At 74.2% G+C, this 26,719-nt stretch carries 25 protein-coding genes; 10 read left to right on the forward strand and 15 right to left on the reverse strand.

Translation table 11 applies throughout. The features are described 5' to 3' along the window. Nucleotides 1-14 precede the first annotated feature (14 nt). Nucleotides 15-1,124, reverse strand: coding sequence for an ATP-dependent DNA ligase (locus GA0074704_RS11560; RefSeq protein ID WP_088970511.1), 1,110 nt, complete (start codon nucleotides 1,122-1,124; stop codon nucleotides 15-17). Nucleotides 1,125-1,260: 136 nt separating this feature from the next. On the opposite strand from GA0074704_RS11560, the gene GA0074704_RS11565 reads away from it, so the two are divergent. Together GA0074704_RS11565 and GA0074704_RS11570 are read left to right on the forward strand one after the other, a co-directional pair. Further along, nucleotides 1,261-1,488 (forward strand): hypothetical protein, encoded by a 228-nt coding sequence (locus GA0074704_RS11565; protein WP_088970512.1) that lies wholly within the window; start codon nucleotides 1,261-1,263, stop codon nucleotides 1,486-1,488. Nucleotides 1,489-1,623: 135 nt separating this feature from the next. Continuing rightward, complete coding sequence (locus GA0074704_RS11570; protein WP_088970513.1) at nucleotides 1,624-2,046, forward strand: SRPBCC family protein; 423 nt, start codon at nucleotides 1,624-1,626, stop codon at nucleotides 2,044-2,046. Here the strand turns inward: GA0074704_RS11570 and GA0074704_RS11575 are convergent. Further along, the gene (locus GA0074704_RS11575; protein WP_088970514.1) at nucleotides 2,021-2,518 is read right to left on the reverse strand and encodes a GNAT family N-acetyltransferase; all 498 of its coding nucleotides are present in this window, start codon (nucleotides 2,516-2,518) and stop codon (nucleotides 2,021-2,023) included. The two genes, GA0074704_RS11570 and GA0074704_RS11575, sit on opposite strands and share 26 nt — an antisense overlap. Nucleotides 2,519-2,652: 134 nt before the next feature. Here GA0074704_RS11575 and GA0074704_RS11580 point away from each other — a divergent pair, with 134 nt between their 5' ends. After that, on the forward strand, nucleotides 2,653-3,165 hold the full coding sequence (locus GA0074704_RS11580) for a DUF1990 family protein (RefSeq protein ID WP_088973610.1): 513 nt from the start codon (nucleotides 2,653-2,655) through the stop codon (nucleotides 3,163-3,165). Nucleotides 3,166-3,181: 16 nt separating this feature from the next. Here the strand turns inward: GA0074704_RS11580 and GA0074704_RS11585 are convergent, their stop codons facing one another. The 11 genes from GA0074704_RS11585 to GA0074704_RS11635 all read right to left on the reverse strand — a co-directional run bounded on the left by GA0074704_RS11585 (nucleotide 3,182) and on the right by GA0074704_RS11635 (nucleotide 15,856). After that, nucleotides 3,182-4,102, reverse strand: coding sequence for a DNA-3-methyladenine glycosylase family protein (locus GA0074704_RS11585; RefSeq protein ID WP_088973611.1), 921 nt, complete (start codon nucleotides 4,100-4,102; stop codon nucleotides 3,182-3,184). A 337-nt stretch (nucleotides 4,103-4,439) separates the two neighbouring features. After that, entirely contained in the window at nucleotides 4,440-5,108 is a 669-nt protein-coding gene (locus GA0074704_RS11590; protein ID WP_088970515.1) for a hypothetical protein, read from the reverse strand. A gap of 201 nt (nucleotides 5,109-5,309) precedes the next feature. Continuing rightward, complete coding sequence (locus GA0074704_RS11595; RefSeq protein ID WP_088970516.1) at nucleotides 5,310-6,092, reverse strand: anti-sigma factor family protein; 783 nt, start codon at nucleotides 6,090-6,092, stop codon at nucleotides 5,310-5,312. Further along, the gene (locus tag GA0074704_RS11600) at nucleotides 6,089-6,787 is read right to left on the reverse strand and encodes a sigma-70 family RNA polymerase sigma factor (protein ID WP_088970517.1); all 699 of its coding nucleotides are present in this window, start codon (nucleotides 6,785-6,787) and stop codon (nucleotides 6,089-6,091) included. The genes GA0074704_RS11595 and GA0074704_RS11600 overlap by 4 nt, the downstream gene beginning before the upstream one ends. A gap of 82 nt (nucleotides 6,788-6,869) precedes the next feature. After that, complete coding sequence (locus GA0074704_RS11605; RefSeq protein ID WP_088970518.1) at nucleotides 6,870-7,727, reverse strand: spermidine synthase; 858 nt, start codon at nucleotides 7,725-7,727, stop codon at nucleotides 6,870-6,872. Next, the gene (locus GA0074704_RS11610; RefSeq protein ID WP_088970519.1) at nucleotides 7,727-8,695 is read right to left on the reverse strand and encodes a hypothetical protein; all 969 of its coding nucleotides are present in this window, start codon (nucleotides 8,693-8,695) and stop codon (nucleotides 7,727-7,729) included. Before GA0074704_RS11610 ends, GA0074704_RS11605 begins: the two co-directional genes overlap by 1 nt. A 114-nt stretch (nucleotides 8,696-8,809) precedes the next feature. Further along, nucleotides 8,810-11,284: an AAA family ATPase gene (locus GA0074704_RS11615; protein WP_088970520.1), complete on the reverse strand. Its 2,475-nt coding sequence runs from the start codon at nucleotides 11,282-11,284 to the stop codon at nucleotides 8,810-8,812. Beyond that, nucleotides 11,284-12,432 carry an exonuclease SbcCD subunit D gene (locus GA0074704_RS11620; RefSeq protein WP_088970521.1) on the reverse strand — a complete coding sequence of 383 codons (1,149 nt, stop codon included), beginning with the start codon at nucleotides 12,430-12,432 and terminating at the stop codon, nucleotides 11,284-11,286. The genes GA0074704_RS11615 and GA0074704_RS11620 overlap by 1 nt, the downstream gene beginning before the upstream one ends. 11 nt (nucleotides 12,433-12,443) lie before the next feature. Beyond that, nucleotides 12,444-14,192 (reverse strand): ATP-binding protein, encoded by a 1,749-nt coding sequence (locus tag GA0074704_RS11625; protein ID WP_088970522.1) that lies wholly within the window; start codon nucleotides 14,190-14,192, stop codon nucleotides 12,444-12,446. A gap of 171 nt (nucleotides 14,193-14,363) precedes the next feature. Continuing rightward, entirely contained in the window at nucleotides 14,364-15,362 is a 999-nt protein-coding gene (locus GA0074704_RS11630) for a hypothetical protein (protein WP_088970523.1), read from the reverse strand. After that, a complete protein-coding gene (locus GA0074704_RS11635; protein WP_088970524.1) occupies nucleotides 15,359-15,856 on the reverse strand; it encodes a SigE family RNA polymerase sigma factor in 498 nt (165 codons plus the stop codon). The genes GA0074704_RS11630 and GA0074704_RS11635 overlap by 4 nt, the downstream gene beginning before the upstream one ends. Before the next feature lie 365 nt (nucleotides 15,857-16,221). Here GA0074704_RS11635 and GA0074704_RS11640 point away from each other — a divergent pair, with 365 nt between their 5' ends. Both GA0074704_RS11640 and GA0074704_RS11645 read left to right on the forward strand, forming a co-directional pair. After that, nucleotides 16,222-17,763: a M4 family metallopeptidase gene (locus tag GA0074704_RS11640; protein WP_088970525.1), complete on the forward strand. Its 1,542-nt coding sequence runs from the start codon at nucleotides 16,222-16,224 to the stop codon at nucleotides 17,761-17,763. Between the two features lie 215 nt (nucleotides 17,764-17,978). After that, the gene (locus GA0074704_RS11645) at nucleotides 17,979-19,616 is read left to right on the forward strand and encodes an alpha/beta fold hydrolase domain-containing protein (protein ID WP_088970526.1); all 1,638 of its coding nucleotides are present in this window, start codon (nucleotides 17,979-17,981) and stop codon (nucleotides 19,614-19,616) included. Nucleotides 19,617-19,619: 3 nt separating this feature from the next. Here GA0074704_RS11645 and GA0074704_RS11650 read toward each other — a convergent pair whose 3' ends face one another. Together GA0074704_RS11650 and GA0074704_RS11655 are read right to left on the reverse strand one after the other, a co-directional pair. Further along, nucleotides 19,620-20,048 (reverse strand): DUF7144 family membrane protein, encoded by a 429-nt coding sequence (locus GA0074704_RS11650; RefSeq protein WP_088970527.1) that lies wholly within the window; start codon nucleotides 20,046-20,048, stop codon nucleotides 19,620-19,622. Nucleotides 20,049-20,166: 118 nt separating this feature from the next. Then, nucleotides 20,167-20,946 carry a pyrimidine reductase family protein gene (locus GA0074704_RS11655; RefSeq protein ID WP_088970528.1) on the reverse strand — a complete coding sequence of 260 codons (780 nt, stop codon included), beginning with the start codon at nucleotides 20,944-20,946 and terminating at the stop codon, nucleotides 20,167-20,169. A gap of 150 nt (nucleotides 20,947-21,096) precedes the next feature. Between GA0074704_RS11655 and GA0074704_RS11660 the strand changes: the two genes are divergently transcribed. From GA0074704_RS11660 to GA0074704_RS11680, 5 genes are all read left to right on the forward strand, one after another. Beyond that, nucleotides 21,097-21,642, forward strand: coding sequence for a plasmid pRiA4b ORF-3 family protein (locus GA0074704_RS11660; protein ID WP_088970529.1), 546 nt, complete (start codon nucleotides 21,097-21,099; stop codon nucleotides 21,640-21,642). A 277-nt stretch (nucleotides 21,643-21,919) separates the two neighbouring features. Then, nucleotides 21,920-23,236: an ABC transporter substrate-binding protein gene (locus GA0074704_RS11665; protein WP_088970530.1), complete on the forward strand. Its 1,317-nt coding sequence runs from the start codon at nucleotides 21,920-21,922 to the stop codon at nucleotides 23,234-23,236. A 120-nt stretch (nucleotides 23,237-23,356) separates the two neighbouring features. Continuing rightward, nucleotides 23,357-24,346, forward strand: coding sequence for a carbohydrate ABC transporter permease (locus GA0074704_RS11670; protein ID WP_088970531.1), 990 nt, complete (start codon nucleotides 23,357-23,359; stop codon nucleotides 24,344-24,346). Between the two features lie 10 nt (nucleotides 24,347-24,356). Then, nucleotides 24,357-25,256, forward strand: a complete 900-nt coding sequence (locus tag GA0074704_RS11675; RefSeq protein WP_088970532.1) for a carbohydrate ABC transporter permease — start codon at nucleotides 24,357-24,359, stop codon at nucleotides 25,254-25,256. Next, nucleotides 25,253-26,677, forward strand: coding sequence for a GH1 family beta-glucosidase (locus GA0074704_RS11680; protein ID WP_088970533.1), 1,425 nt, complete (start codon nucleotides 25,253-25,255; stop codon nucleotides 26,675-26,677). Before GA0074704_RS11675 ends, GA0074704_RS11680 begins: the two co-directional genes overlap by 4 nt. The last annotated feature ends 42 nt before the right edge of the window (nucleotides 26,678-26,719 follow it).

Consider the following 26,719-nt stretch of genomic DNA (forward strand, 5'->3'; position numbering starts at 1 on the left):
GTGTCGACGCCAGGCTACCGGCCCGGCGTCGGCTCCACGGTCGCCGCGGGGTCCCCGCGCAGGACCTCGTCGACGTCGTAGCGGATCGGGCGGTCGAGCTGGTCGTAGCCGCAGGAGCGGGGATCCCGGTCGGGCCGCCAGCGGACGAACTGCGCGGTGTGCCGCAACCGGTCGCCCTCCATCGCGTCGTAGCCGACCTCGGCGACCAGCTCCGGCCGCAGCGGCTCCCACTCCAGGTTCTTCGTGCCGGTCCACCGGCTGACCCCGCCCGGGATCCGCTGCCCCCGCTCGTGGTCGCCGTGCACCCAGGGGTGGTCGCTGCCGACGTCGCGGTACGGCTCCAACTCGGTGAGCAGCTCCTTGCGGCGGGCCGCGGTGAACGACGAGCTGACCCCGATGTGGTGCAGCACCCCGGCCTCGTCGTAGAGGCCGAGCAGCAGCGAACCCACCACCGGGCCGGACTTGTGCCAGCGGAAGCCGGCCACCACCACGTCGGCGGTGCGGGCGTGCTTGACCTTGAACATCAGCCGCTTGCCCGGCTCGTACGGCAGGTCGGCCGGCTTGGCGATCAGCCCGTCGAGCCCGGCCCCCTCGAAGACGTCGAACCAGCGGCGGGCCGTCTCCGGGTCGGTGGTCACCTGGGTGACGTGCACCGGTGGACGCACCCCGGCGAGCGCCGCCTCCAGCCGGGCCCGCCGGACCGGGTACGGCTGGTCGAGCAGCGCCTCGTCGTCGAGGGCGAGCAGGTCGAAGGCGACGAAGTCGGCCGGCGTGGTCTCGGCGAGCAGTTTCACCCGGGAGGCGGCCGGGTGGATCCGCTGGGCGAGCAGCTCGAAGTCGAGCCGGGGCTGGCCGCCGGGACCGTCCCGCCGGATCACGATCAGCTCGCCGTCGACCGCGCTCCGCTCCGGCAGCTGCCGGCGGGCCTGCTCGACCACCTCGGGGAAGTAGCGGGTCATCGTCTTGCCGCCCCGGCTGGCCAGCTCGACCTCGTCGCCGTCGCGGAAGATGATGAGGCGGAAGCCGTCCCACTTCGGCTCGTAGGTCATGCCGTCGGCGGTGGGCAGGCGGGGCACGCTCTTGGCCAGCATCGGCTCGACCGGCGGGGTGATCGGCAGCTCCACGGCGACCAGTCAACCAGACGGCACCGACAGTCGTGAGGCACATCACGCGGGCCCGGCGGGCGGCGTGTCCCGCGCAGGCCCCCGTCGTCCCCTCCGGGCGGATCGCATCTGCGCAGGTCAGAGCTACCTTCGCCGGATGCGGGAGTGGGTCTGCGGATGCTGTGGCCGCTGGCGGGTGGGCGTGGAGCTGATCCGTGGCCGCTACCGGTACCGGCTGTCGCACCGCTACCGCCCCGAACACGGCGGCGGTCGCAACGTGCTCGGCGAGGTCGGCTCGGTGGCCGAGCTGACGGAGCTGCTGGCCCGGCGTACCCCGATCGGCCTGGCCGACCTGCGCGAGACCGACCTGCGCGAAGCCGGCTGATCCCGGCGGTCCCGGCCCGCCCGGTGCGGGGACCACGCGGATCGACGTCCGGCGTTACGCTCGGCGCCAGCGGCCACCCGACGGGTGCCACCCGGGCGCGGCGGCCGGTTGGCGGCGACCGGCGAGGGAGGGCCGATGCGGTACGAGGCGACGTCCGAGGTGGCCGCGGCGCAGGAGCGGATCTGGGCGGTGACCGTCGACGTGGAGCGCTGGGCGGAGTGGACGCCCTCGGTCACCCGGGCCCGCCGGCTGGACTCCGGTCCGTTCGCCGTCGGCTCGACGGCCCGGATCGAGCAGCCCCGGCTGCGACCCGCGGTCTGGCAGGTCACCGAGCTGGTCGAGCCGCACTACTTCAGGTGGGTCTCGCGCAGCCCGGGCGTGCGCACCCTCGCCGAGCACCGGCTGGAGCCGCTGCCCGACGGCCGGGTGCGGGTGGTGCTGAGCGCCGAGCTGACCGGTCCGCTGGCCCGGCTGGTCGGCCGGTTCGGCGGCGGGCTGTTCCAGCGCTACCTGCGACTGGAGGCCGACGGCCTCAAGCGTCGCTGCGAGCAGGGCTGACCGCCGGCTTCTCCAGCAGCGCCAGCCGGATCCCGTTCGGGTCCGGCCGATGGCCGACCACCCGGTAACCGGTCCGGTGATAGAGCCGCAGGTTGTCCGCGCTGTCGGCGCCGGTGAAGAGCGCGAAGCGGGCCACCCGGCCGGCGTACGCGGACTCCAGGGCGGCCAGCAGCGCACCGCCCACCCCCCGGCCCTGCTGGTCGGGCGCCACGGCGAGCCGGCCGACGTGGACCACCTCCCCGTCGGCCCGGCCCCGGACCGAGCCGACCAGCCGGTCGCCGCGCCGGGCGGCCAGCACCACGACGGCCGGGTCGGTCAGCGCGGCGACCACCTCGTCCAGGGTCTCGGTCAACGGCGGAAGGAACGGGTCGGCGTAGCGCTGCGCCTCGACCAGGTACGCGGCCCGCTGCACGGTGAGGATCTCGCCGGCGTCGTCGACACCGGCCGGGGCGATGATCGTCTCGACGGTCACCCGTGCAGCCCACCACACCACCCGTCGCCCCCGAGGAGCGGCCCGCCCACCCGAGCACCCGAGGTGCTCGCCGGGCGGCCCGCCCAGCGCGCCCGTACGCTGGCGGTGTCCCGCCCAGCCGGAAGGTGGCCACGGTGCCCGAGCTGACGTACCCGCAGGTGGGGGCGACCCGCGACGGGCGCCTGCCGGCCGGCTACCACCACCTGCGCCACCGGGTCCGGCTGCCCGACGGCTGCTTCGCCGTCGCGGCCGACGCGGTACTGAGCTGGCGACTGCACCGGTCCGCCGGGGTGGTCATGCGCACCGACGCGCCGCGCGCCGCGGTGGGCGTCCGGGTCACCCCGGGGCTGGGGGTCGGCCCGGCCCGGATCTGGGGACCGACCGAGGTGGTGTGGGTGGCCGACGGGCCGGACCGGGCCGGCTTCGGCTACGGCACCCTGCCCCGGCATCCGGAGCGCGGCGAGGAGGCGTTCCTGGTCCTCCGGGAGGCCGGCGAAATCTTCTTCGAGGTGCGCGCGTTCAGCCTGCCGGCCCGCTGGTACCTGCGCGCCGCCGGACCGGTCACCCGGGCCTTCCAGCAGGCGTACGCCTGGTGGCTGGGACGCACCCTGCGCCGGCTCTGCGCCGGCGGCCCGGCCGCCCGCTGAGCGCGGGCGCGCCCGGTCAGAAGCGGGCGAAGGAGCGGATCGGGGCCCGTGGCCCGTAGCGCGGCGCGTGGATCCCTGCGGCGGCCAGCAACAGGCAGACCCGGCCGCGGTGGCCGCGGAACGGCTCCAGCAGCTCCAGCATCCGGGCGTCGTCGCCCCGGGCCTCGCCGGCCAGCGCCCAGGCCACCGTGTTCGGCACGTGGTAGTCGCCGACGCTGACCGCGTCGGGATCGCCGTACGCGACCCGGACCACCTCGGCGGCGGTCCACGGGCCGATGCCCGCGACGGCGGTCAGCCGGCGGGTGGCCTCCGCCGCGTCGGCGCACCGTTGCAGCCGGTCGGCCACCGCGGCGGCCCGGCGCAGCGTGTCGGCGCGGCGCTGCTCCACCCCGAACGGGTGGAAGACCCAGTACGGCGCGGCGGCCACCGCGGCCGGTTCCGGCGGCAGCAGCAGCGGTTGCAGCGGCCCCGGCGCCGGCTCGCCGAAGTGCCGGACGGTCGCCGCGTACGCCCGGTACGCCTCCTTGCCGGTGACCTTCTGCTCGAAGACCGCCCGCAGCACCCGGGGGAACACCACCCCGGTGGCCGGCATCCGCAGCCCCCGGTGCGCGGCGGCGAGGCGGGCCACCACCGGGTGCCCGGCGGCCAGCTCGGCGAACCCGCTGAGGTCGTCGCGGAGTCCGGCGATCGCGTCGGCCCGCTCCACCAGCCACCCGCCGCCCGGGCCGTACCCGTCGGCGACCAGGGCGCCGGCCGCCGGGCGCAGGCAGAGCGTGGCCGGGCCGGCCGGGGTGCGCAGGGCGATCCAGAAGGTGCCGGCCGCGATCCGGGCGCACGGGTCGTAGGGGCTGAAGGTCAGGGCGTGCACCGTCGCGGCCAGCCGGTAGCCGGGCGGCGGGCGCAGCTCCCGGGTCGCGGTGGGATCGGTCGGGGTCACCCCGACACTCTGCCACGGCACCCGTGGCGTGACGTGCGACACCGCCGACGCGTGGGCGTCGGCGGTGCCGCCTTCCGGAACGGGCCGGCCGGGGCCGGGGGAGGAGGCTGGGGGACCTCGGCGGGGCCGCCTGCTGGCAGGGGCGTACCCGCCGCTCTCCACGCACCGCTCCGGGGCTCGTCGGGGGAGGGACGGTCGCGGCGCCGGCCCGCGGGCGGGCCGGCGCCGTACCCGGGACGCCCGGGCGCTGCCGGTACGCCGGCGTCCAGGCTCGCGGACGGTGGCCGGTCGCGCCCTCCCCGGCTGCGACCGACCACCGCGTACCCGGCGGGTGGACTCAGTACGAGTAGCCGGAGCCGCCGGCGTCGGAGCCGCCGCTGTCGCCGCCGCTGCTGTCGGCGGGCGGGGCGACCGGGGTGGGGGTGCCCTTCGGCAGGCAGGTCAGGTTCTTCTTGCCGTTCGGGGCGACCACGAACCAGGTGCCGCCGACCCCCTGGCCCTTCCACTGGCCGGGCTTCTTGTCGCCGATGTAGCGGTAGAGCGGCCAGCCGCCCAGGGTGATCTGGCGGGTGCCGTCCTGCCGGGTGACCGTGCCGACCTTGTCGTCGGAGACGCCGTTGAGCTGCGGGTTGCCGTCGGTCAGTGCGGGCGGCCAGACCTGCGCGCACTTGCCCACGCAGTTGGACGAGGGCGGGTCGGCCGAGTCCTTGTCGAACCGGTAGAGGATCCAGCCGTCCTGGTCGGTCACCACGTTGCCCATCCGGGCCACCTTCTTGCCGTGCAGCTCGTCGGTGAGCCGGACGTCGGCGGGGGGCGCCTGCTCGGTGGCCGGCGGCGCCTCCGTGGTGGCGGCGGCCTCGGGCTCGACCGCCGCGGTGGGCTCGGCCGCGGCCACGGCGACCGGCTCGGCGGCGCTCGAGTTCGCCGGGTCGTATCCTGCGGGAGCGCAGGCCGTCAGGGCGACCATTGCGCCGGCGACGACGACGGTCCGCTTGATGTGTGCCACGTGCCCTCCTCATTCTTGGCAAGTTCGCCCTGTAGTACGGGAGGTGCGCTGTCAAGGTTGAACGTCCAGGAGTGGCTCATTTCACAGTGGACCGTTGAACCGTGCGGCCCTTTCCTCCGTGCCCGGCCGCACATCCACCGGAGGACACGAATCGGCGCCGGTCGGTTCCTCCCGACCGGCGCCGATCCACCTGCCCTCGCCCTACAGCGGGAACGCCACCAGCGGGCTCGCCACCCCGTTCGTGTCCACCGACTCGACCTGCACCCGGGCGATGTCCCCCCGCGCCGCGGAGGTGGAGGCCTGCAACTGCAACGGCTGCGGATTGGTGTTCGTCCCGTAACCCGTCCCCGGCACCGACCAGCTGGAGAGCACCTCGGTGGTGTCGTTCTTGCGGACCACCACCATCCGGCAGGTCCGCGGCCCCGGCAACCGGCTCAGGTTGAAGCTGATCGCCGTGCCGAACTCCTTCGACTCCAGCCACAGGTCGGCCTTCACCCCGGTGGCCGGGTCGGTCCGGCTGATCGGGTCGACCTCCGGCACCTCGCTCGGCCCGCCCACCCCCGGCCCGGACCGGGTCGGCCCCGGCGTCGGCTCGTCGTCCGGGGCGGTCGGCTGGACCGTCGGCAACGCCTGCGGCGGCGCGGTCGAGTCGCTGAGGGCGGCGACACCCACCCCGGTCACGCCGGCGACCACCACCACCGCGGCGGCCGTGGCGAGCACCTGACGCATCCGGGAGCGCCGCCGGTGCGCCCGGACCGCCACCAGCGTACGGTCCAGCAGGGCCGGATCGGTCGCCGTCTGCTCCAGCGCCATCATCGTCTCGCCGTCGATGCCGGAGAGCAGACCCACCACCGGCACCATGGTCTCCAGCTCGGCGGCGCACGCCCAGCAGGTGGCGAGGTGCTCCTCGAACCGTTCGGTGTCCTGCTGGTCCAGCACGCCGAGCGCGTACGCGGCGACGTCCATGTGGTCGGCCCGGCTCATTCCGTCACCCCCCTCTCCTGCAGAGCCGTGCGCAGCGCACGCAACGCGTAGTAGACCCGCGACTTGGCGGTGCCGAGCGGAAGGCCCAGCTCCTCGGCCGCCTCCGGCACCGTCCGGCCCCGGAAGTACGTCGCCACCAGGATCTCCCGGTGGGACTGGCTCAGCGTACGCAGCGCGTCGGCCATCGTCATCGTGCGCAGCACCCGGTCGGTGCTGTCCGCCTCGGCGAACGCCGTCAGGTCCCGGTCGTACGTCTCCGCCGGCCGGGCCTGCTCGCTGCGGTGCTCGTCGATGGCGATCCGCCGGGCCACCGTCACCAGCCACGGCCGCAGCGAACCCTGGCCCTGCACGCCCAGGCGGTGCGCGTTGCGCCAGGCGCGCAGCAGCGTCTCCTGCACGATGTCCTCGGCGCGCTGCCGGTCACCGCCGGTCAGCCGCATCACGAACGCCAGCAGCGGCCCGGCGTGCTCGGCGTAGAGCAGCCGGACCAACTGGTCGGAATGACTGGCCTCGGTGGACGTCGCCTGGTGGCGCCCGGGCGCCGATCGCGGCGTCACCGGGTCATTCTGGCGGTCGGTGGGACGTGCGTCGACCCCCCGACCGGACCTGGACGCGCGCGACTGCGGTTGGGCCCGGGCGGACATCCACTCGGGCCGCACCATGTCGCCGTGCCAGCCGGCCGCCACCGCGTGCATGCAGACCTCCGGTGTCGAATGACATCAGCCGGCCCCCCACGGGCATGGCCGCCCGGTGGTACGCAGCGCCGCGCCGAACGGATCAACGGCGGACGGAAAAAATCCCCGGCGGCGGTGGGGTGGAGTCGGTGGCGTCGGCGTCACGCACCACCGGGGCGCCGGAGGCGAACCGGTCCAGCTCCGCCCCCGCCAGCACCCGGCCGGGAAACCAGTCACCGGCGGCCCGCCGGGTCAGCTCCGGCACCGGCGGTTCGACCCGGCCCGCGACCAGCACCAGGTTGCCGTACCGGCGCCCGCGCAGCACCGCCGCGTCGGCGACCAGGCAGGCCCGGGGCAGCACCGAACGCACCGTGGCCACCTGCGCGCGGGCGTGCCGCAGCGGCGGCCCGTCGGCGACGTTGGCCAGGTAACAGCCGTCGGGGCGCAGCACCCGGGCCACCTCGGCGGCGAACTCCACGCTGGTCAGGTGGGCCGGGGTGCGGGCACCGGCGAACACGTCGGCCACCACCACGTCGTAGCTGGCGTCCCGGGCGGACGCCACGGTGGCCCGGGCGTCGTCGACGCGTACCCGGATCCGCGCGTCGGCGGGCCAGGGCAGCTCCCGGCGCACCAGCTCCACCAGCGCTCCGTCCACCTCGGACACCCGCTGGGCGGAGCCGGGCCGGGTGGCGGCCACGTAGCGGGGCAGGGTCAGCGCGCCACCACCCAGGTGCAGCACCCGCAGCGGCGCCCCGGCCGGGGCGACGAGGTCGAGGGCGGCGGCGAGCCGCCGGACGTACTCGAACTCCAGGTGCGTCGGGTCGGCCAGGTCCACGTGCGACTGCGGCGCGCCGTCGAGGAGCAACGTGTACGACCGGGGACGGTCCGGGTCCGGCGCCAGCTCGGCCTGGCCGGTGTCCACCTGCTCGACCACCCGGTCGGTGGAACGCTTGCGTCCCATCAGCGCCGCAGCCCGCCGGCCCGGGCGGCCGTCGTCAACGCCCGGTGCAGCAGCCGGGCGTCGCCGAGCAGGCCGCGCAGCCGCCGCTCCAGCCCGGCGATCGGGATCAGGTTCTGCGGGGCACGCGGGTCCTTGTACGGCGTCGAGGCGAACCGGGGCAGGGTGACCAGGGACAGGTCGGCCAGCTCCACCGCCTCGGCCACGGTCAGGTCGGCGGAACACTCCAGCCGGACGATGCCCGCCCACGGCGCGCCCACCGTCACCGGCAGGCGCAGATACCAGGACCAGCCACCCCAGGCGGTGCCGAGCTTGAAGACCGGGCAGCGCTGCCCGGGACGCAGGCCGGTCACCACCGCGGTGAGCCGGGCGTCGAGGTACTGGCTGTGCTGGGTCTTGATGTAGCCCAGCGTGCGCGGCAGCTGCCGGCGGCTGCGCAGCGGCCCGTCCACCACCAGCAGGTCCCCGTCGGTACGCGCCGCGTCGGAGACCGCCACCTCCAGCGCGGTCAGCGGCCCCTGCACCGCCGCCGGCAGCTTGCTCAGCTCCCCGGTGCCGCCGACCCGGTGCACCGGGTAGCGCACCTGGCCGCAGACGACCTCCTCCGCCGACGGGCTGGCGGTGAACAGACCCCGACCGACCCGGGCGCCGGCCAGCTCCGCGGCACCCCGCTCCAGGTCGCAGCGGACCACGCCGGCGGCGTACGAGGCGGCGATCCCGGGGAAGGACGCCCCGTCCTCCTCGGCGGTCCAGACCGAGGCGTCGATCCGGCGCACCCCGTCGACCAGCAGCACCACGTGCGGCGCGGCGAGCCCGGGACGGACGTCGATCGCCCGCCAGTCGACGGCCGGCAGTTCGGCGTCGGCCTCGACCTGGGCGCTGCTCTGGGCGGCCGGCCCGCCGGCCGCCGCCTCGAACGACGCGCCGTACGCCGGATCCCACGCGTCCACGAAGAACCGCGGCGCGCTCACCGGGCCGGCCTTCCGTTCGCGACTGCGGGGCTCCGCTGCGCTGCGCTCCTCGCGCTCACCGGGCCGGCCTTTCGTTCGCGACTGCGGGGCTCCGCTGCGCTGCGCTCCTCGCGCTCACAGCCCGGTCCTCTCCACGCGGGCCGTGCGGGCGTCCTTGCGGACCTCGAAGCGGACCGGGATGCGTTCGGCCAGCGCCGGCACGTGAGTGACCACGCCGACCATCCGGTCGCCCCGGGCCGCCAGCCCCTCCAGGGTGGCGGCCACCGTGTCGAGGGTGGCCGCGTCCAGGGTGCCGAAGCCCTCGTCCAGCACGATCGACTCCAGGCTGGCGGCGGTGGTGGAGAGCCCGGCCAGCTGCTCCGACAGGGCCAGCGCCAGGGCCAGCGACGCCTGGAAGGTCTCGCCGCCGGAGAGGGTACGCACCGCCCGGCGCAACCCCGCGTCGTGGTGGTCGACCACGAAGAACTCGCCCTTGTCGTGGACCAGGTCGTACTGGCCCTGGGACAGCTCGCGCAGGATCCGCGAGGCCCCCTCGACCAGCAGGTCCAACGCTTCCGCGAGCAGCCACCGCTCGAAGTTGTTGGCCCGCAGGTGCCCGGCCAGCGCCCGGGCCACCTGGGCGGCGTTGCGGTGCTCCTCGCGCTGGGTGCGCAGCTCCGCGGCCTGCGCGCGGCGCTCCTCCAGCCGGCGGTGCGCCGCCTGCGCCCGTTCCGCCGCCACGGCGACCGCGCGGACCGGGTCGTCGGCCGGCGGCAGGCCGGCGTCGGCGAGCAACCCGCCGATCCGCTCCCGCGCGGCGTCGGCCGCCGCCTCGGCGCCGGTCACCTCGGCGGCCAGTCCGGCCCGCTCCGCGCGCCGCTCGCTGGCCTGCCCGTCGGCCCAGTCGACCAGCGCCGCCCAGGCGGCGGCCACGTCGTCCCGGTCGGCGGCCGGCGGGCCGAACCGGGCCAGCCCGTCGCGGGTCGCGTCGAAGTCCCGCCACGCGGAGCGCAGCCGCTCCCGCGCCGCGTCCAGGCCACCCCGGGTCCGCCGGGCCGCGTCCCGACCGGCCCGGACCGCCGCACCGGCCTCGTCCAACGCCGTACGCAGCCGGGCCTGCTCGGCCAGCGCCGCGCGCAGCGCCTCCGGGGCGGCCGCCCCGGCGAGCTGACCGTCCAGCTCGGCCAGCCGGGACCGTAGCTGGTCGTGCTGGGCACGGGCCCGCACCAGCACCCGGTCCAGGTCGCGGGTCGCCGCGTCCCGCTCCGCCACCAGCGCCTGCGCCGCCTGACTGGCGGCCCGCGCCTTCTTCCCGGCGGCGGTCGCCGCGGCCACCGCCGAACCGGCCGGCATCGGCGGCACCGTGCCGACCGGCTGCTCGCAGACCGGGCAGGGCGCCCCCGCGCTGAGGTGCGCCCGCAGCGCGACCGCCTGGTCGGTGGCCTTCGCCTCCTCGTGCGCCCGGAACGCCGCCTCCAGCTCCGCCTCGGCGCGGGCCGCCGCGTCCCGGGCCGCCGCGAGCGCGGTGGCCGCCGCGTCGTGTTCCCGCTGCGCGGCGTCCAGCGCCGAGCCGACCGTACCGGCCTCCGCGGTCAGCCGGTCCCGGTCGGCGTACGCCTTGAGCAGCAGCCGCAGGGTGCTCTCGTCGCCCGCGCCGGCCAGCTCGCCGCGCAGCTTCTCCTCCCGCTCCTCGGCCAGCGCCACGGCTGTCGCCGCCCGGTCGGCGTCGGCCTGCGCGGTGGTGACCGCGTGGGCCACTTCGGCGACCCCGGCGGGGGAGCGCACCCCGGCCAGCCCGGCGAGGTCGGCGTCGAGGGCCGCCAGCGCCGCCCCCGCCGTCCGGACCGCCGCCCGGGCCTCCTCCAGTTCGGGTACGGCCGCCTCGACCGCCCCGGTCAGCTCCCGCATCCGAGCCACCTGGCCGGCGGCGGTCGCCAGCGCCTCGTCGTCGACGTCGGCCAGCCCGGCGAGCATCCGGTCCACCTCGTCCAGCCGGGCCTCGGCCTGGCCGGCCCGCTCGGTGGCCCGCTTCTGCACCCCCTCGTAGACGCCCAGCCCCAGCAGGTTCACCAGGATCTGCTGCCGGGTGGCCGGCTTGGCGTGCAGGAAGTCGGCGAACTGGCCCTGCGGCAGCACCACGCAGCTGGTGAACTGCTCGTACGGCAGCCCCACCGCGGCCAGCACCGCCTCCTCCATCTCGGCGGCCGTGCCGGCCATCACCTCGCCCAGGTCCTCCGGGCTGAGCCCGGTGTCCAGCTTGGTGACGTCGAACCCGTCCGGCATCAGCTGGAGCCCGGCGCCCGCGGTCTTGACGTTGCCCCGGCTGTCCCGCCGCACCACCCGGGTCGCCACGTAGCGTGCGCCGGCGGACTCGAAGACCAGCCGCACCCGGGCCTCGGTGGCCGACGGGGCCAGCGCGTTGGCCAGCCCGCGCGCGCCACCCCAGCGGGGCACCGTGCCGTAGAGGGCGAAGCAGATCGCGTCCAGCACCGTGGACTTGCCCGAACCGGTCGGCCCGACCAGGGCGAAGAAGTCGGCGTCGGTGAAGTCGACGGTGGTCTCGTCACGGAAGACGGTGAAACCCGCCAGGTCCAGCCGCATCGGGCGCATCAGCGCTCGACCCCCTCGAGGAGCTCGTCGAAGAGCTCCCGCACGCCCTGGTCGGTGTGGCCCTTGCTGTCCAGGTAGTCGCCGAACAGCTCCCGGGGGGAGCGGCCGGCCCGCTGGGCGGTGCGGGTGCCGCTGCCCGGGGCGGGGACCAGCTCCGGGTCGATCCGGATCTCCAGCGCGTTGGGGAGCAGCTCCTGCACCTCCTCGCGCAGCCCGGCCCGGGGCTGCTCGCGGACGAACACCCGCAGCCAGCCCTCCGGTGCCTCGGCCTCGGCGAGCTGGGCGAGGGTGCCCCGCACCGTACGCAGCGGCACGGCCGCCGGCACCGGCACCTCGCGGATCCGGGCGGCGGTGCTGGCGGTCACCTCGACCAGGGTCACCGAGGGGACGTTCTCCTGCTCGCCGAAGTCGACCGCGAGCGGGCTGCCGCTGTAGCGCACCGGGCAGGGCCCGATGACCCGCTGCGAGCGGTGCAGGTGACCCAGCGCGACGTAGTGGGCGTTGCCCGGGAAGACGGTGGCCGGTACGGCGTAGCCGAGCACGGTGTGCGCGTCCCGCTCGCCGCCACCGGTGCTCGCTCCCACCACGGTCAGGTGCGCGGTGACCAGGTGCACCCGGTCGGGCTCGGTGAACCCCTCGGTGAGCCGGCCCAGCAGCCGGCCCAGGTGGTCGGCGTACGTCTGGTGGGCCTCGGCGGGGGTCAGGTCGTACATCTCCACGGCGCGGACGGCGTACCGCTGGGACAGGAACGGCAGGGCGGCCACCTGCCAGCGCTCGCCGGCGCCGGTAACCCCGTCGATCACGTGCTCGGCGGGATCCTCCCGGACGCTGCCGCGCAGCACGATCCCGGCCGCTTCGGCCCAGGGGCGCAGCGCGTCGAGGGCCTGCCCGTTGTCGTGGTTGCCGCCGATCGCCAGCACGTCCGCGCCGGTGCGGCGCAGCGCGGTCAGCGCCCGGGTGACCAGCCGGGTCGCCTCCGGGGTCGGCGCCGCGGTGTCGTAGAGGTCACCGGCGACGATCACCAGGTCGGGGCGTTCCGCCCGGGCGATCTCGATCACCCCGGCCAGCACCTGCTTCTGCTCGTCCAGCCGGGACCGGCCCTTGAGGACCTTGCCGACGTGCCAGTCCGAGGTGTGCAGGATCTTCACGGGTCACCCTTCTAGAACGGGATGTCGTCGTCGGCGGAGCCCGAGCCGACCACCGCGAACGGGTCGGCGGACTGGGTGATCGAGCGCAGCGTCTGCGATGGTGGCCGGCCCGCCTCGGAGACCCGGGTCGCCCAGGCGGGGAAGGGGAACTCCAGGCAGAGCGGGACCGGGATGTCCGGCTGGTTGACGAACATGGTGCCCGGCTTGGCCAGCAGCGCCCGCTGGCGCTGGGCCGGCGGGAGGAAGCCGTATTCCGGGCGGGACGCCTCGGCCGGGTCGAGCCGGCCGACCACCCGGATCGCCGAGTTGGTGACGATCCGCCGTTCGACCTCGCTGGCGGTCTGCTGGGCGCCGACCAGGATCACCCCGAGGGAACGGCCCCGTTCGGCGATGTCGAGCAGCACCTCCTTGATCGGGGAGGAACCCTCGCGGGGGGCGTACTTGTTGAGCTCGTCGAGGACGACGAAGAGCAGCGGCTTGGCGGTGCCGGCCTTCTCCTTGCGCTCGAACTCGCTCTTGAGCGTCACGCCGACCACGAACCGCTGCGCCCGGTCCGGCAGGTTGTGCAGGTCGACCACGGTGACCTGGGCGCTCTCCGCGGTGTTGATCGAGTGCGGGCGGCGGGTGGCGAGATCACCGCGGATGAGCCGGCCGAGGTCCTTCTTGCTGCCGATCAGCCGGCGGGCGAACGCGTTGACCGTGCCCAGGCCCACCGCGCTGCCGGCCCAGTCGCCGCGGGTCTCGTCGTCGTTGAGCTGCTCGACGATGTGGTCGACGAGGTCGGCGTACGTCCCGAGGCGCACCCCGTCGATGCTCACCCCACCGTCGGCGGGGACCGCGTAGCGGGCCAGGTGGGCGGCTACCGAGTGGACCACCATCGTGTACTGCTGGCGTTCGTCGTCGGCGTCGGCGAAGACGTAGGGCAGCAGGCGGTCGGCGCAGAACTCGGTCAGCGTCCAGTAGAAGCTGTCCACCCCGGTGAGCCGGCTGGACACGTCCGGCGTGCCGGAGGAGTCGCCGACGCGGGGCGGGGCGTACACCCGCACGTCGGGGAAGGCCCCGGCGTCGAGCCCGAGCTTCGCGTACGCGGCGCGGGTCGGGTCGTCGAGCCGGGCGTTGGGGTGGTCGAGGAAGAGCAGGTCCTCGCCCTTGACGTTGAAGATCAGCGCCTTGGCGTTGACCGCGTCGCCACCGAGCACCCCGGAGCGGAACACCGAGTAGAGCAGGAAGGTGGCGAAGCTGGTCTTGGTGGCGACGCCGGAGATGCCGGAGATCGAGACGTGCGCGCCCCGGGTGCCGTCGAGGAAGTCGGCGTTGAGGTAGACCGGGACGCCGTCACGGCCCATCCCCATCGGGATGCGCCGCTCCATCCGGTCGAAGTGCAGGGCGCGCGCCCGGGCGTCGCCCTCGGCCCGGTAGACGGTCGCCCCGGGCGCCGGCGGGACGTAGAACTCGGGGTCGACCCGGGTGGTGGTGATCTCGGCGGCCTCCTGCACCTGCGCCGGCAGCGTGCCGTCGGCGATGGCGAAGACGTCCGAGTCGAACTGGGCGCCCTCGTGCCGGGCCCGCACCTGGGTGACCACCCCGGCGATCGTCACCGGCTCCCGGTCGGGCAGCTCACGGCGGGTCACCACCACGTCGTCGAGCTGGAGGTAGCTGTCCGGGGAGACGGCCGTCCAGAACTGCAACGGGGTGGCGTCGGCCGTGCCCAGCACCCGGCCCACCGGGTCGCCGGGGCCGTCGCGCAGGTCGTCGGTCATCGGCGGACTCCGGTCGGCTGGTCGTCTCGGTCAGGGCACACGCCTGCATCCTGCCCGAGGGATGTGACAGGTTGCCACGCGACGCGGCGGAGGACACGCCCGTACCGGCGCGACCGACCGGCGACCGTCCGCAGCGCCACCGGTCGGCCACGGAGCGTGTCCGTCCGGCCGTCAGTCGACCGTCGGCACGAACGCCACCAGCCAGTCACCGGTGAACCGCTCCGGGATCACCTCCACGGCGACCCGCTGCCCCGGGAGCAGTCGCAGTCCGTGCTCCCCGGCCCACGTGGCGCTCTTGGTGCTGGCCTGCTGGCCGGCCCGGTAGTCCCACCACGACGCGTCGGCGACCTCCACGCCGGCCACCCGTACCCGCAGCCGGCCGGGGGTCTGCGCGGACATCCAGGCCCGGACCGCCGGCCCCCAGGTGATCGTGGCGCGGCGTGACGCGGTCGGGTCGGCGGGGTCGGAACGCAGCACGAGGGCGTCCGGCGGCAGCGGCTCACCATCGTCGCCGACCGGTCGCTCCAGCGGCGGCAGCGGGGCGGGGCGGGGCGGGAACGGGTAGTCGCCGACCGGCACCCGTTCCCCGACGGCCACCCCGAACTCGCCGCGCGGCGGCACCGGCAGCCGTCCCCCCGCGCCGTCGTCCGCGGCGCCGGCCCGGACGGTGAGCACGGCGGGCCGGCCCACCCGCGCCCCGACGTCGCGCCAGCCGTCGACCGTGGTGGACCAGCTGCCGCCGCAGGTCCCGGAGAAGAACGGGTGCCCGTCGACCTGGATCTCCAGCTCGACCGGCAGGCTCGCCGGCTCCGGGCAGCTGGTGAAGATCACCAGGTCGAGGGTGGTCGGGGTGACGGTCAACCGGGTGCTGCGCTCGGGCAGCGCGCCGCGCGCGGTGGCCACGACCCGGGCGCCCTCGGCGTACTCGGGGAATCCGTCGACGGTGCCCGCGGGCGGCCCGGCGGGGGCGGGGGACGGGTCGGTCCGGGCGGTGGCGACGCCGCCGAGCGCCAGCAGCGCGAGCGCCGCGCCGGCCACCGCCGTGCCGCGCCGCAGTCGGCGTCGCCGCAACACCCGCCGGTGTACGCCGGCCAGCCGGTCGACGGCCGGGTCCGAGGTCTTACCCGCCGACCGCTCGGCGAGCACCGTCCGCAGGTCCGTCTCGTTCATGCCAGCGCTCCCTCGGGGCTCAGTGTCTCGTCCAGTCGCAGCTTCGCCAGGGCCTTGCTGGCCTGGCTCTTGACGGTGCCGGGGGAGCAGCCGAGGGTGTCGGCGATCTCGGCCTCCGACAGGTCCTCGAAGTAGCGCAGCACCAGCACCGCCCGCTGCCGCCGGGGCAGCCGGCCCAGGGCCCGCCAGAGCTGCTCGCGGTCGTCGAACCGGGTGTGCGGGTCCGGCTCGGCGGGCGGCTCGGGCAGCTCGCCGGTCGGTCGCTCGCCGGTCCAGCGCCGCCGCCACCACGAGGCGTACGTGTTGACCAGGATCCGGCGCACGTACGGCTCGGGGTCGCCCTGCACCCGCGACCAGGCCTCCCAGGCCCGGGCGAGCGCGGTCTGCAGCAGGTCCTCGGCGAGCGCGCGGTCGTGGGTCAGCAGGTACGCCGTGCGCAGCAGCCGGGGCGACCGGCTGATGACGAACTCGTCGAACCCATCGGGTGGTGTCACGGGCAGCCCTTCGAAGCGTCTGTCGCAAGGGGTTACCGGTCGGCGGGCCCCCTCGGTTGCCCGGTACGGCGGTCGATGTTCCGGCGCCACCTCCTCCCGCCAGCGCAGCTGAACCGGCCGTGACCTGCGGTGATGAACGGCTGGCGAAAACTCGTGGAAAAAATGTTGGCCGAAGGGCGTGACACGGAAGGGCTGCGAGGCGCAAAAATAGCCACAGCGCATCGACGATCTTTCGAACGTCGATCCCCATGCGCCCCGTCGTGGCCCGCTACCTGCGGAACCTCGACCGATCCGCCGTGCACTTGCGACGGATCGTCGTCGGTCGGCACCCCCCCGACCGGCAGTCCTAGCGAAGGCAGGATTCCATGCGTCGTACCACTGTCCTGAGCGGCCTCGCCACGGCCGCTCTCCTGGCCGCCGCCGTCACGGCGCCGACCTCGGCCGGTGCCGCGCCGGGCGTCTCCGGTGACGCGTTCACCCGCGCGGTCGCCCAGCTCAAGGCCCACTCGGGCGCCGGCCTGGTCGCCGACGGCTCGTCGTTCACCCTGAAGAACACCGCGACCGACGCCGACGGCACCGAGCACGTCCGGCTCAACCGCTACCAGGACGGCCTGCCCGTCCTCGGCGGCGACACCGTGGTGCACCTGGGCAAGGGCAACGCCTGGAAGGGCGCCAGCCAGAGCATGGCCGCCGCCCCTACCAAGGGCGCCAAGGCCAAGGTCGGCGCCGCCGCCGCCGGTCGCGCCGCGCTCGCCGCCTCCACCGCCACCAGCCGCCGCGTCGACGGCAGCCAGCTGGTCTACGACGCCGCCGCCGGCGGCACCGCCCTGGCGTACGAGGTGGTCGTGGGCGGCGCGTACGCCGACGGCACCCCGAGCGAGCTGCACGTGCTGGTGGACGCGACCAGCGGCAAGGTCCGCGACTCGTGGGAGGGCGTGCAGCGCGACGGCACCGGCAACACCTTCCACTCCGGCTCGGTGACCGTCGGCAGCACCCTCTCCGGAGGCACCTACCAGCTCGCCGACGCCACCCGCGGCGGCCACAAGACCTACGACCTCAACGGTGGCACCAGCGGCACCGGCACGCTGGTCACCAACGCCGGCAACGTCTTCGGCGACGGCACGCTGGGCAACCGGCAGACCGCCGCGGCCGACGCCGCGTACGGCGCGCAGGAGACCTGGGACTACTACAAGGCCGTGCACGGCCGCAGCGGCATCCGCAACGACGGCGTCGGCGCGTACAGCCGGGTGCACTACAGCTCCAACTACGCCAACGCGTTCTGGAGCGACTCCTGCTTCTGCATGACCTACGGTGACGGCGGCTCCGGCTGGTACCCGCTGACCTCGCTGGACGTGGCCGGGCACGAGATGAGCCACGGCGTCACCAGCAACACCGCGGGCCTGCGCTACAGCGGCGAGTCCGGCGGTCTCAACGAGGCCACCAGCGACATCTTCGGCACCCTGGTCGAGTTCTACGCGAACAACGCCAAGGACCCGGGTGACTACCTGATCGGCGAGAAGCTGCGCTCCTCCGGCGCCCCGCTGCGTTACATGGACAAGCCCTCCAAGGACGGCTCGTCCGCGGACTGCTACAGCAGCAGGGTCGGCCGGCTGGACGTGCACTACTCCTCGGGCGTGGCGAACCACTTCTTCTACCTGCTCGCGGTGGGCAGCGGTTCGTCGTCGTACGGCAACAGCCCGACCTGCAACGGCAGCACCGTCACCGGCATCGGCAACGCCAAGGCCGGCGCCATCTGGTACCGCGCGCTCACCACGTACATGACCTCGCGGACCGGCTACTCCGGTGCCCGTACCGCCACCCTGTCGGCCGCCCAGGACCTGTACGGCGCCGGCAGCGCGGAGTACAACACCGTCGCGGCCGCCTGGTCCGCGGTGAGCGTCAACTGATCGCCTGACCCGGCGCCGGTGGCCTCCTCCACCGCCGGCGCCGGAGGACAGCGCCTCGATCACGGGCGCGGGCACGCCGACCGGCGTACCCGCGCCCGTCGTCGTACGCCGGACGCGGGCCGCCCGCCGGAGGGTCTGCCCGAATCGCCACGCCGGACCGCCCCGACCAGGCATCCTGCACGGGACAGCCGTACGTCGGGCGACGAGGAGGAACGGTGCGACCGGCCGGGACGCGCTTCGCCCTGCTGCTGGCGCTGGCCGCCCTGCTGCCCGCGCTGGAGGCGGCGATCCTGGCCGCCCTGCACTTCCGGGCGGCGCTGGGCCTGGCGCCGCAGCTCACCGCCGTGCGCCCGTACGCCTCGTACCACGACCTGCGCTGGGTGCTGGTCTACCACAACTCCTGGCCCGGGTTCGTGGCCGAGTTCCTGGCGGCCACCGCGCTGCGCGGGCTGCTCTCCTCGGCGCTGGTGGCGCTGGCCTGGCCGGCCGGGGTGGACCGGCCCGCGGGGCGCTGGCTGGTCCGGCGCAACCTCGAGGTCGCGCTCCTGTCCAACCTGGTGATCTCACCCTGGGCGGCGCTCTCCGTGGCCGCCGCGGGGGTCGCGCTCTCCTGGTACCTGTTCGCCTCGCTGCTGCCGTTGATCTTCCTGGCCCCGTTCCTGCAGCGGGGCGGAGTGGTGGACCACTGGTGGCGTGGGCTGCCCTCGACCGAGCTGGTCGGCTGGTCGCTGCTCAACGTCGTGGTCCTCACCCTGGCCGGGGCGGTCACCTCGGCGGGCGCCGGCTGGTGGGCGGTTCCGGTGGCGATGCTGGCCGGTGCGGCCAACGGGTTGCTGTGGCAGCGGACGGTGCGCGCCGCCGTCCTGCCGTCGCGGGTGCGGTGGCGGCGGGTGCCGGTCACCCCGGTGGCGTTCCTGCTGGCGCTGCTGATGCCGCTGGCCGCGCAGGGGGTCATCGGCATCACCGCCGGTGGTTCCGGTGAGTGGCGCCCACCGGTGTTCAGCCAGAACCTGCCCGAGCGGGTGGCCCACGCGGTGATCGCCCTGGCCGGCTACGACTCCACCTACGACGGCCGCCCGGCGGCGGATCCGCGGGTGGAGCGCTACTCCTACCGGGGCCTGGACGGGCAGGACCGGCCGTTGCCGTACCAGAGCGTCGACACCCACCAGTCGCTCGGGCGCAGCGCCGAGCTGCTCTCCGCACACGTCGACGCCCTGCACCGGCGGACCGGCCTGCCGGTGGCGCTGATCGGGCAGAGCGAGGGCGCCATGGTGGCCCGCACGTACCTGGAGCTGCGACCCCGGTCGCCGGTGGACACGGTGCTGCTGTTCAGCCCGCTGGTCCGGCCGGGCCGGGCGTACTACCCACCCGCTGCGGCGACCAGCGGGTGGGGTCTGGCCGCCGGGTGGGAGCTGCGCGGCCTCTTCGCGGCGACCAACCTCGTACGCCGGGTGAGGGACGACCCCGACGAGCCGTTCGTCCGGTCGATCCTCGACAACGCGCCGTTCTACCGCACCCGGATGCTCTGCCCGGTGCCCGGGGTGGTCATGGTGGCCTTCCTGCCGACCGTGACCGCGGCGGAGGCGCCACCGGGGGAGTACAGCGGCATCCCGGTCTTCCAGGTGCCCGCCTTCCACGGCGGGGTGATCGGTCGTACCGTCGCCCAGGAACGGCTGATCGAGGCGCTCTCGGGGGAACGGGCGGTACGGCTGCGGCGGCCCGAGTACGCCCCGCTCCAGCGGTTGGCGGCGGCCTGGCAGGCGCCGCCGCTCCCGCTGTCGGTGAATCCGGCCTGGTCGAAGGCCCCGTACGAGGATCCGGCGTTCACCGGTCGGGTCTGCCGGCGCCGGTGACCGTCATCCGGGGCGCCGTGCGGGAGCGCCCCGGTTGCGGAGCAGGATCGTGACGGCGCCCAGGTGCAGCCCGAGGGCGAGCACGCCGTGCAGCGGGTCGAACGGCAGGAACATCGCGTCGAGGGCGATCGCGCCGGTGACCACGCCGAGGCCGGCCAGCACCGCCCAGGTCCGGCCGGTGGCGAGCAGCAGCCCGGTGAGCAGGACGGCCACCCCGGCGAGGAGGTGCGCCCGGGTCCAGCCGGTCGTCCGCAGCTCCACCATGCCCTGGCCGGTCATCACCACGTACGGGTTGACGGTTTCCAGCCCGAGGTAGCTGAGCACGTCGGCGAGGCCGGCCGTGGCCACCAGCGCCCCGGCGAGCAGCGCCGGCCGGCGGGGGACCGCGAACCGGCCGACGGGCGCGCCGTCGGGGAGCCGCCGCCTCGCCATCCGTCCCACCTCCGGTTCGCGCCGAGCCGCCGTCGGCGCGGCGGGTCCACCTCAGAGGCTAGGCCGCGGTGGGTCGGGCGCGGGCCGGCTTGGCCCGGCTGCCGGTGGGGTGCCGGCCTCAGGCGGCCGGGGCGGATCCGGCGGACGGCACCCGGTCCCCACGGGTGTGGCGCAGCATCAGCACACCGTCCGCGGCGGCCAGCACGTGCCGCAGGCCCAGCTGCCGGGGTGCACTGGCGTCCCCGGCGGTGATCCGCCCCGGCCCGGCGCCGGCCAGCAGGGGGGCGACGGTGAGGCAGAGCTCGTCGACCAGGTCGGCGGCGGTGAGCGCGCCGAACAGGTGCGGGCCGCCCTCGCAGAGCAGTTCGGCGAGGCCGCGCCGGCGCAGCTCGGCCAGCCCGGCGGCGAGGTCGACGTCGGCGCCGCAGCGGACCAGGTCGGCGACGTCGGTCAGCCCGGCAGGCGGTTCGGCGTCGTCGCGGGTGAGCACGATCGGCCGGACCGGCGCGTCGGCGAAGCACGCCTGGGCCGGGTCGAGATCCAGTGATCCGGAGACCACGACCAGGGTGGGATATTCGGTCAGCCCGTGCTCGCGCCGCCAGGCACGGCGCTGCTCGTTGAGCCGTACGGCCCGGTAGCCCTCGTGCCGCAGGGTGCCGGCGGCCACCAGCAGCCCGTCGCAGAGCATCCGCAGCAGGCCGAAGACGCGCTTGTCCGGCTCGCCGGAGAGTCCTTCGGAATAGCCGTCGAGGGTGACCGCGCCGTCGAGACTGGACACGAAGTTGACCCGCAGGTGGGGGCGCCCGGCCCGGCCGTAGAGCGCGGTCAGCTCCGGGTCGGTCAGCGGCGCCCCGTCGGGCTGCGGCCAGGCCCGGACGATCGGGATTCCGACGCTCATCCGCCGGCCGGACCCGTCACCGGAGGGGTGGGTTCGGGGGTACGGTGCTGGCAGTCGCACCACTTCCGACCGGGACACTCGTCGTGCCGCCGCTCCCGGCACGCTCGGCAGATCATGCCGGCAGCCTATGCGGTGGCGGGAGGGGGCAGCATGCCGCGTCAGATCTTCCAGCTGAAGGTGTCCCTGGCCGGCGTGCGCCCGCCGGTGTGGCGGCGGGTGCTGGTGCCCGGCGGCTTCACCCTGGACCGGCTGCACCGGGTGGTGCAGTACGCGATGGGCTGGCGGGACTGTCACCTGCACTGCTTCGAGATCGACGGGGTCGCGTACGGCGAACCGGACCCCGACGGTGAGCTGGCGCTCCGGGACGAGTTGGACGTCCGGCTCGACGCGGTGGCGGGCAAGGGCAGCCGGTTGCACTACACCTATGACTTCGGTGACTGGTGGGAGCACGACCTGCTGGTCGAGGACGTGGTCGCGGCGGACCCGGAGCAGCGCTACCCGTCCTGCTCGGACGGCGCGCGGGCGTGCCCGCCCGAGGAGGTCGGCGGGCCGGCCGGTTACCTGCGGCTGCTGGCCGCGTCGACCGATCCCGGGCATCCGGAGCACGACCGGCTGCGTGACTGGGCGGGGGAGCGGTTCGACCCGGAGGCCTTCGACGCCGGCCGGGTGAGCACACTGCTGCGTCGCCTCTGCTGACGCGGGCGGGGCGCCGCCGCACCGAGGGCCCGGCGGTATGTCCGGGATCCGGATGGTGCATCCCGGTCAGCGGATGACCGCGCGCGGTAACGAAATGGGAACGCTCCCACGGCAGTATTGACAGCCACGACACCCCCCGGCAATCTCATGGGAGCGCTCCCGGGGGTGACGCGGGTCTCTCCGCCCACCGCCCCCGGCCCGCCGCCGGCCCCGTCGGCGGCGGTCGCGCACGCAGCAACCCCCCACCACACCCAGCCTCACCGAAAGAGGGGTCAGGATGAGCGTCCCAATCCGTCGCCGGCGGTTCGCGGCCATCGCGCTCGCATCCGTCGCGGTGCTCGCCACCGCCACCGCCTGCGGCGACGACTCGTCGGACAGCGGCAGCAGCAGTGACGGCCCGGTGAACCTGGTCGTCGACGTCTTCGGCGACCAGGGCTTCGGCTACGACGAGCTCTACAAGCAGTACGAGGCCGAGCACCCGAACGTCAAGATCACCGAGCGCGGCAAGGGGCTCGGCCTCGGCGACTACAACACCCGGCTGACCCAGCAGATCACCGCCGGCGCCGGTGCCGGTGACATCGTCGCCCTCGAGGAGGGCACGATCGTCCAGTTCTACGCCCAGGCCGACAAGTTCGTGAACCTGGCCGACCACGGCGCGAACGACCTGAAGGGCAACTTCCTGCCCTGGAAGTGGGAGCAGGGCTCGACCCCGGACGGCAAGGTGCTCGGCCTCGGCACCGACGTCGGCTCGATGGCGGTCTGCTACCGCAGCGACCTGTTCAAGGCCGCCGGTCTGCCCACCGACCGGGAGAAGGTCGGCGAGCTCTGGCCCACCTGGGACCAGTTCATCGCCACCGGGCAGAAGTTCGCCACTGCCGACAAGAAGCACAAGTTCGTCGACTCGGCGACCAACTTCTACAACGTGGTGCTGATGCAGACCGCGGGCCAGGGCACCGGCTACACCTACTTCGACAAGAGCAACAAGCTGGTGATCGGCGAGAACCCGGACGTGCAGTCGTCGTTCAACCTGACCACCAAGATGGTCAGCGCGGGGCTGTCCAACAACCTGAAGTCCTTCTCCAACGAGTGGAACGCCGGGTTCAAGAACGCCACCTTCGCCACCATCGCCTGCCCGGCCTGGATGACCGGTGTCATCAAGGGGCAGGCCGGTGACGCGGCGGCCGGCAAGTGGGACGTGGCCAAGGCGCCGGGCAACGGCGGCAACTGGGGCGGCTCCTTCCTGGCGGTGCCGAAGTCGAGCAAGCACGCCAAGGAGGCCGCCGAGCTGGCGAAGTTCCTGACCAGCGCCAAGGGGCAGACCGAGGCGTTCAAGAAGGTCGGGAACCTGCCGTCCTCGCCGCAGGCGCTGGCCGACCCGGCGGTCGTCGACTCGACCAACGAGTACTTCTCCAACGCCCCCGTCGGCAAGATCTTCGGCACCGGCGCCAGCGACCTGAAGCCGGTCTACCTGGGCCCGAAGAACCAGGCGGTGCGGGACGCGGTCGAGAACGCGCTGCGCAGTGTGGAGCAGGGCAAGGCGGCGGACGCCGCCTGGCAGGACGCGCTGCGCAACGGCCAGGCGGCGGGCAAGTAGCCGCACGGCCCCGCACGGGTGGCGCCGGCCGGGCTCCCCGGTCGGCGCCACCCGTGCCCATGCGTCGGAGCCCGTGATCCGGCGCCGCCGCGGCGGCGCCACTCACCTGAAGGAACGCCCATGAGCTTCCCGCTCGACACCGCCGCCCCACCCGGCCCCGCCCGGCCACCGGAGACCCCCGCGGCACACCGGCGCCGTCCGGTCGGCCGCACGCTCAACCGACTCGACGTCAGGTACACCCCCTACCTGTTCGTCCTGCCGTTCTTCGTCATCTTCGCGATCTTCGGCCTCTACCCGATCGCCTACACGTTCTGGATCGCGCTGACCGACCGTTCGCCGCTCAACTCCACGATCAGCTTCGTCGGCCTGGACAACTTCGTCGAGCTGCTCACCGACGACCCCCAGTTCTGGAACGCGGTGCTGAACACCTTCGGGATGTTCGCCCTCTCCACCGTGCCGCAGCTGCTCCTGGCGCTGGTGCTGGCCAACGCGCTGAACCGGAAGCTGCGCGCCCAGACGTTCTTCCGGATGGCCATCGCCATGCCGATCATCACCTCCACCGCCGTCGTGGCGCTGATCTTCTCGATGATCTACGCCAAGGAGTTCGGGCTCGTCAACTGGGTGCTCGACACCGTCGGCCTGGATCCGATCGACTGGCGGGCGAACCGCTTCGCCTCCTGGTTCGCCATCTCCACCATGGTCGACTGGCGGTGGGTGGGCTACAACGCCCTGATCTACCTCGCCGCCATGCAGTCGATCAGCAAGGACGTGTACGAGGCGGCGTCGCTCGACGGTGCCTCCCGCCGCCGCCAGTTCTGGTCGATCACCATCCCGCAGCTCCGCCCGACGATCATCTTCACGCTGATCATCTCCACCATCGGCGGACTGCAACTCTTCACCGAGCCGTTGATGTTCACCAGCGGCGCCGGCGCCCTCAGCGGTGGCACGGAGGGGCAGTTCCAGACCATCACCATGTACCTGCTCGACGTGATGAACCAGCGCTTCCGCTGGGGGTACGCCGGCGCGGTCGCGCTCGTGCTGTTCTTCCTCATCGCGCTGATGTCGACGGTGAACTACCTGCTGGCCCGCCGGATCAGCTCGGACAAGTGAGGTTGCGCAGATGACGACCACCACGCTCCGCCCGCCCGTACGTCCGCCGGCCGGACCGGCCCGGACCGCGCACCGGGCCGACAAGCTCTGGAAGGCCACCCCGCTGACCTGGTTCGGCCTCGTCCTCGGGGTGATCCTCTCGCTCTTCCCGTTCTACTGGATGATCGTGATCGCCTCGCGGACCAACGACGCCGCGAACTCGTGGCCGCCGCCCTTCCTGCCCGGCGGCAAGCTCGGCGAGAACGTCCAGCGGGTCCTCGCCAACGGCGACGCCAACATCGTCAAGGGTCTGCTGAACTCGTTCCTGGTCTCCGGCACGATCACCGTGGCCACCGTCTTCTTCGGCTCGCTGGCCGGCTTCGCCTTCGCCAAGCTGCGCTTCCGGGGCAAGAACGCGCTGCTGCTGGTCATCCTGACGTCGATGATGGTGCCGATCCAGCTGGGCGTGCTGCCGCTGTACATCCTGATGGCCAAGCTGGAGTGGCTGAACACCATGCCGTCGGTCACCGTGCCGTTCCTGATCGGCGGCTTCGGCATCTTCATGATGCGCCAGTACGCCGAGCAGGCCGTGCCGAACGAGCTGATCGAGGCGGCCCGGGTCGACGGCTGCTCCACCTGGCGGGTGTACTGGCACGTGGTGGCGCCGGCCCTGCGCCCCGCCGCCGCGGTACTCGGCCTACTGACCTTCATGGAGCAGTGGAACCAGTTCTTCTGGCCGTTCGTGGTGCTGGCCGACCCGGCCAACCCGACCGTGCAGATCTCGCTGCGCAGCCTGAACACCGCCTACTTCGCCGACAACTCGCAGATCTTCGCCGGTACGTTGATCGCCACCCTGCCCCTGTTCATCGTCTTCGTCCTGTTCGGCCGCCAGATCATCGGCGGCATCATGGAAGGTGCCGTGAAGTCTTGAGCAATCCGGAGAGCCCGCACGGTGTCGACGTCCTCGACCAGGGCCCGGCGCTGCAGTTCCCGCCCGGCTTCCTCTGGGGGGCGGCCACCGCCGCGTACCAGATCGAGGGGGCGGCGACCGAGGACGGCCGGACCCCGTCGATCTGGGACACGTTCAGCCACACCCCGGGCCGCACCGTGGCCGGGCACACCGGCGACGTGGCCTGCGACCACTACCACCGGATGCCCGACGACGTGCGGCTGATGGCCGAGCTGGGGCTGAAGTCGTACCGGTTCTCGGTCTCCTGGCCCCGGGTGCAGCCCGGCGGTTCCGGCCCGGCCAACCAGCGCGGCCTGGACTTCTACCGCCGCCTGGTGGACGAGCTGCTGGCCAACGGCATCGAGCCGTGGCTGACCCTCTACCACTGGGACCTGCCGCAGCCGTTGGAGGACGCCGGCGGCTGGCCGGCCCGGGACACCGCGGGCCGGTTCGCCGACTACGCCGAGCTGGTCGCCGACGCGCTCGGCGACCGGGTGACCTACTGGACCACGCTGAACGAGCCATGGTGCTCGGCCTTCCTCGGCTACGGCTCCGGCGTGCACGCGCCGGGACGCACCGACGGGGCCGACGCCGTCCGGGCCGGGCACCACCTGATGCTCGGTCACGGGCTGGCCGTCCGGGCGCTGCGGGCGTCCCGCCCCACCGCGCAGCTCGGGGTGACGGTCAACCTCTATCCGGTCGACCCGGCCACCGACGCCCCCGCCGACGCCGACGCGGCCCGCCGGATCGACGGCCTGATGAACCGGTTCTTCCTGGACCCGATCCTGCGCGGGTCGTACCCGGCGGACCTGCGCGCCGACCTGCGGCAGGTCACCGACTTCGGGCACGTCCGCGACGGCGACCTGCCGATCATCTCCAGCCCGCTGGACCTGGTCGGGGTCAACTACTACAGCCGGCACGTGGTGGCCGCGGCGGAGCCGGGGGCGGTGCCCGACCCGACGCCGTCCTGCTGGCCCGGCAGCGAGGACGTCCGCTTCGTCGAGCGGGGCTTCCCGGTCACCGACATGCAGTGGGAGATCGACGCCCCGGGGCTGCAGGAGACCCTCCAGCGGGTGCACCGGGACTACACCGACCTGCCGATCTACGTCACCGAGAACGGCTCGGCCTTCGTCGACACGGTGGTCGACGACTCCGTCGACGACACCGACCGGCTGGCGTACTTCGACGGGCACCTGCGCGCCGCGCACGCCGCCATCGAGGCCGGGGTGCCGCTGAAGGGCTACTTCGCCTGGTCGTTGCTGGACAACTTCGAGTGGTCCTGGGGCTACACCAAGCGCTTCGGAATGGTCCGCGTCGACTACGACAATCAGGCACGAATCCCCAAGTCCAGCGCCCGGTGGTACGCCGAGGTGATCCGACGCAACGGTCTGGCCGCACAATAGGCGCAGAGGCCAGCCAGTAACGGACGGCCCGGCACCGGCGCC

The organism is Micromonospora siamensis, from assembly GCF_900090305.1.
Lineage (GTDB): Bacteria > Actinomycetota > Actinomycetes > Mycobacteriales > Micromonosporaceae > Micromonospora > Micromonospora siamensis.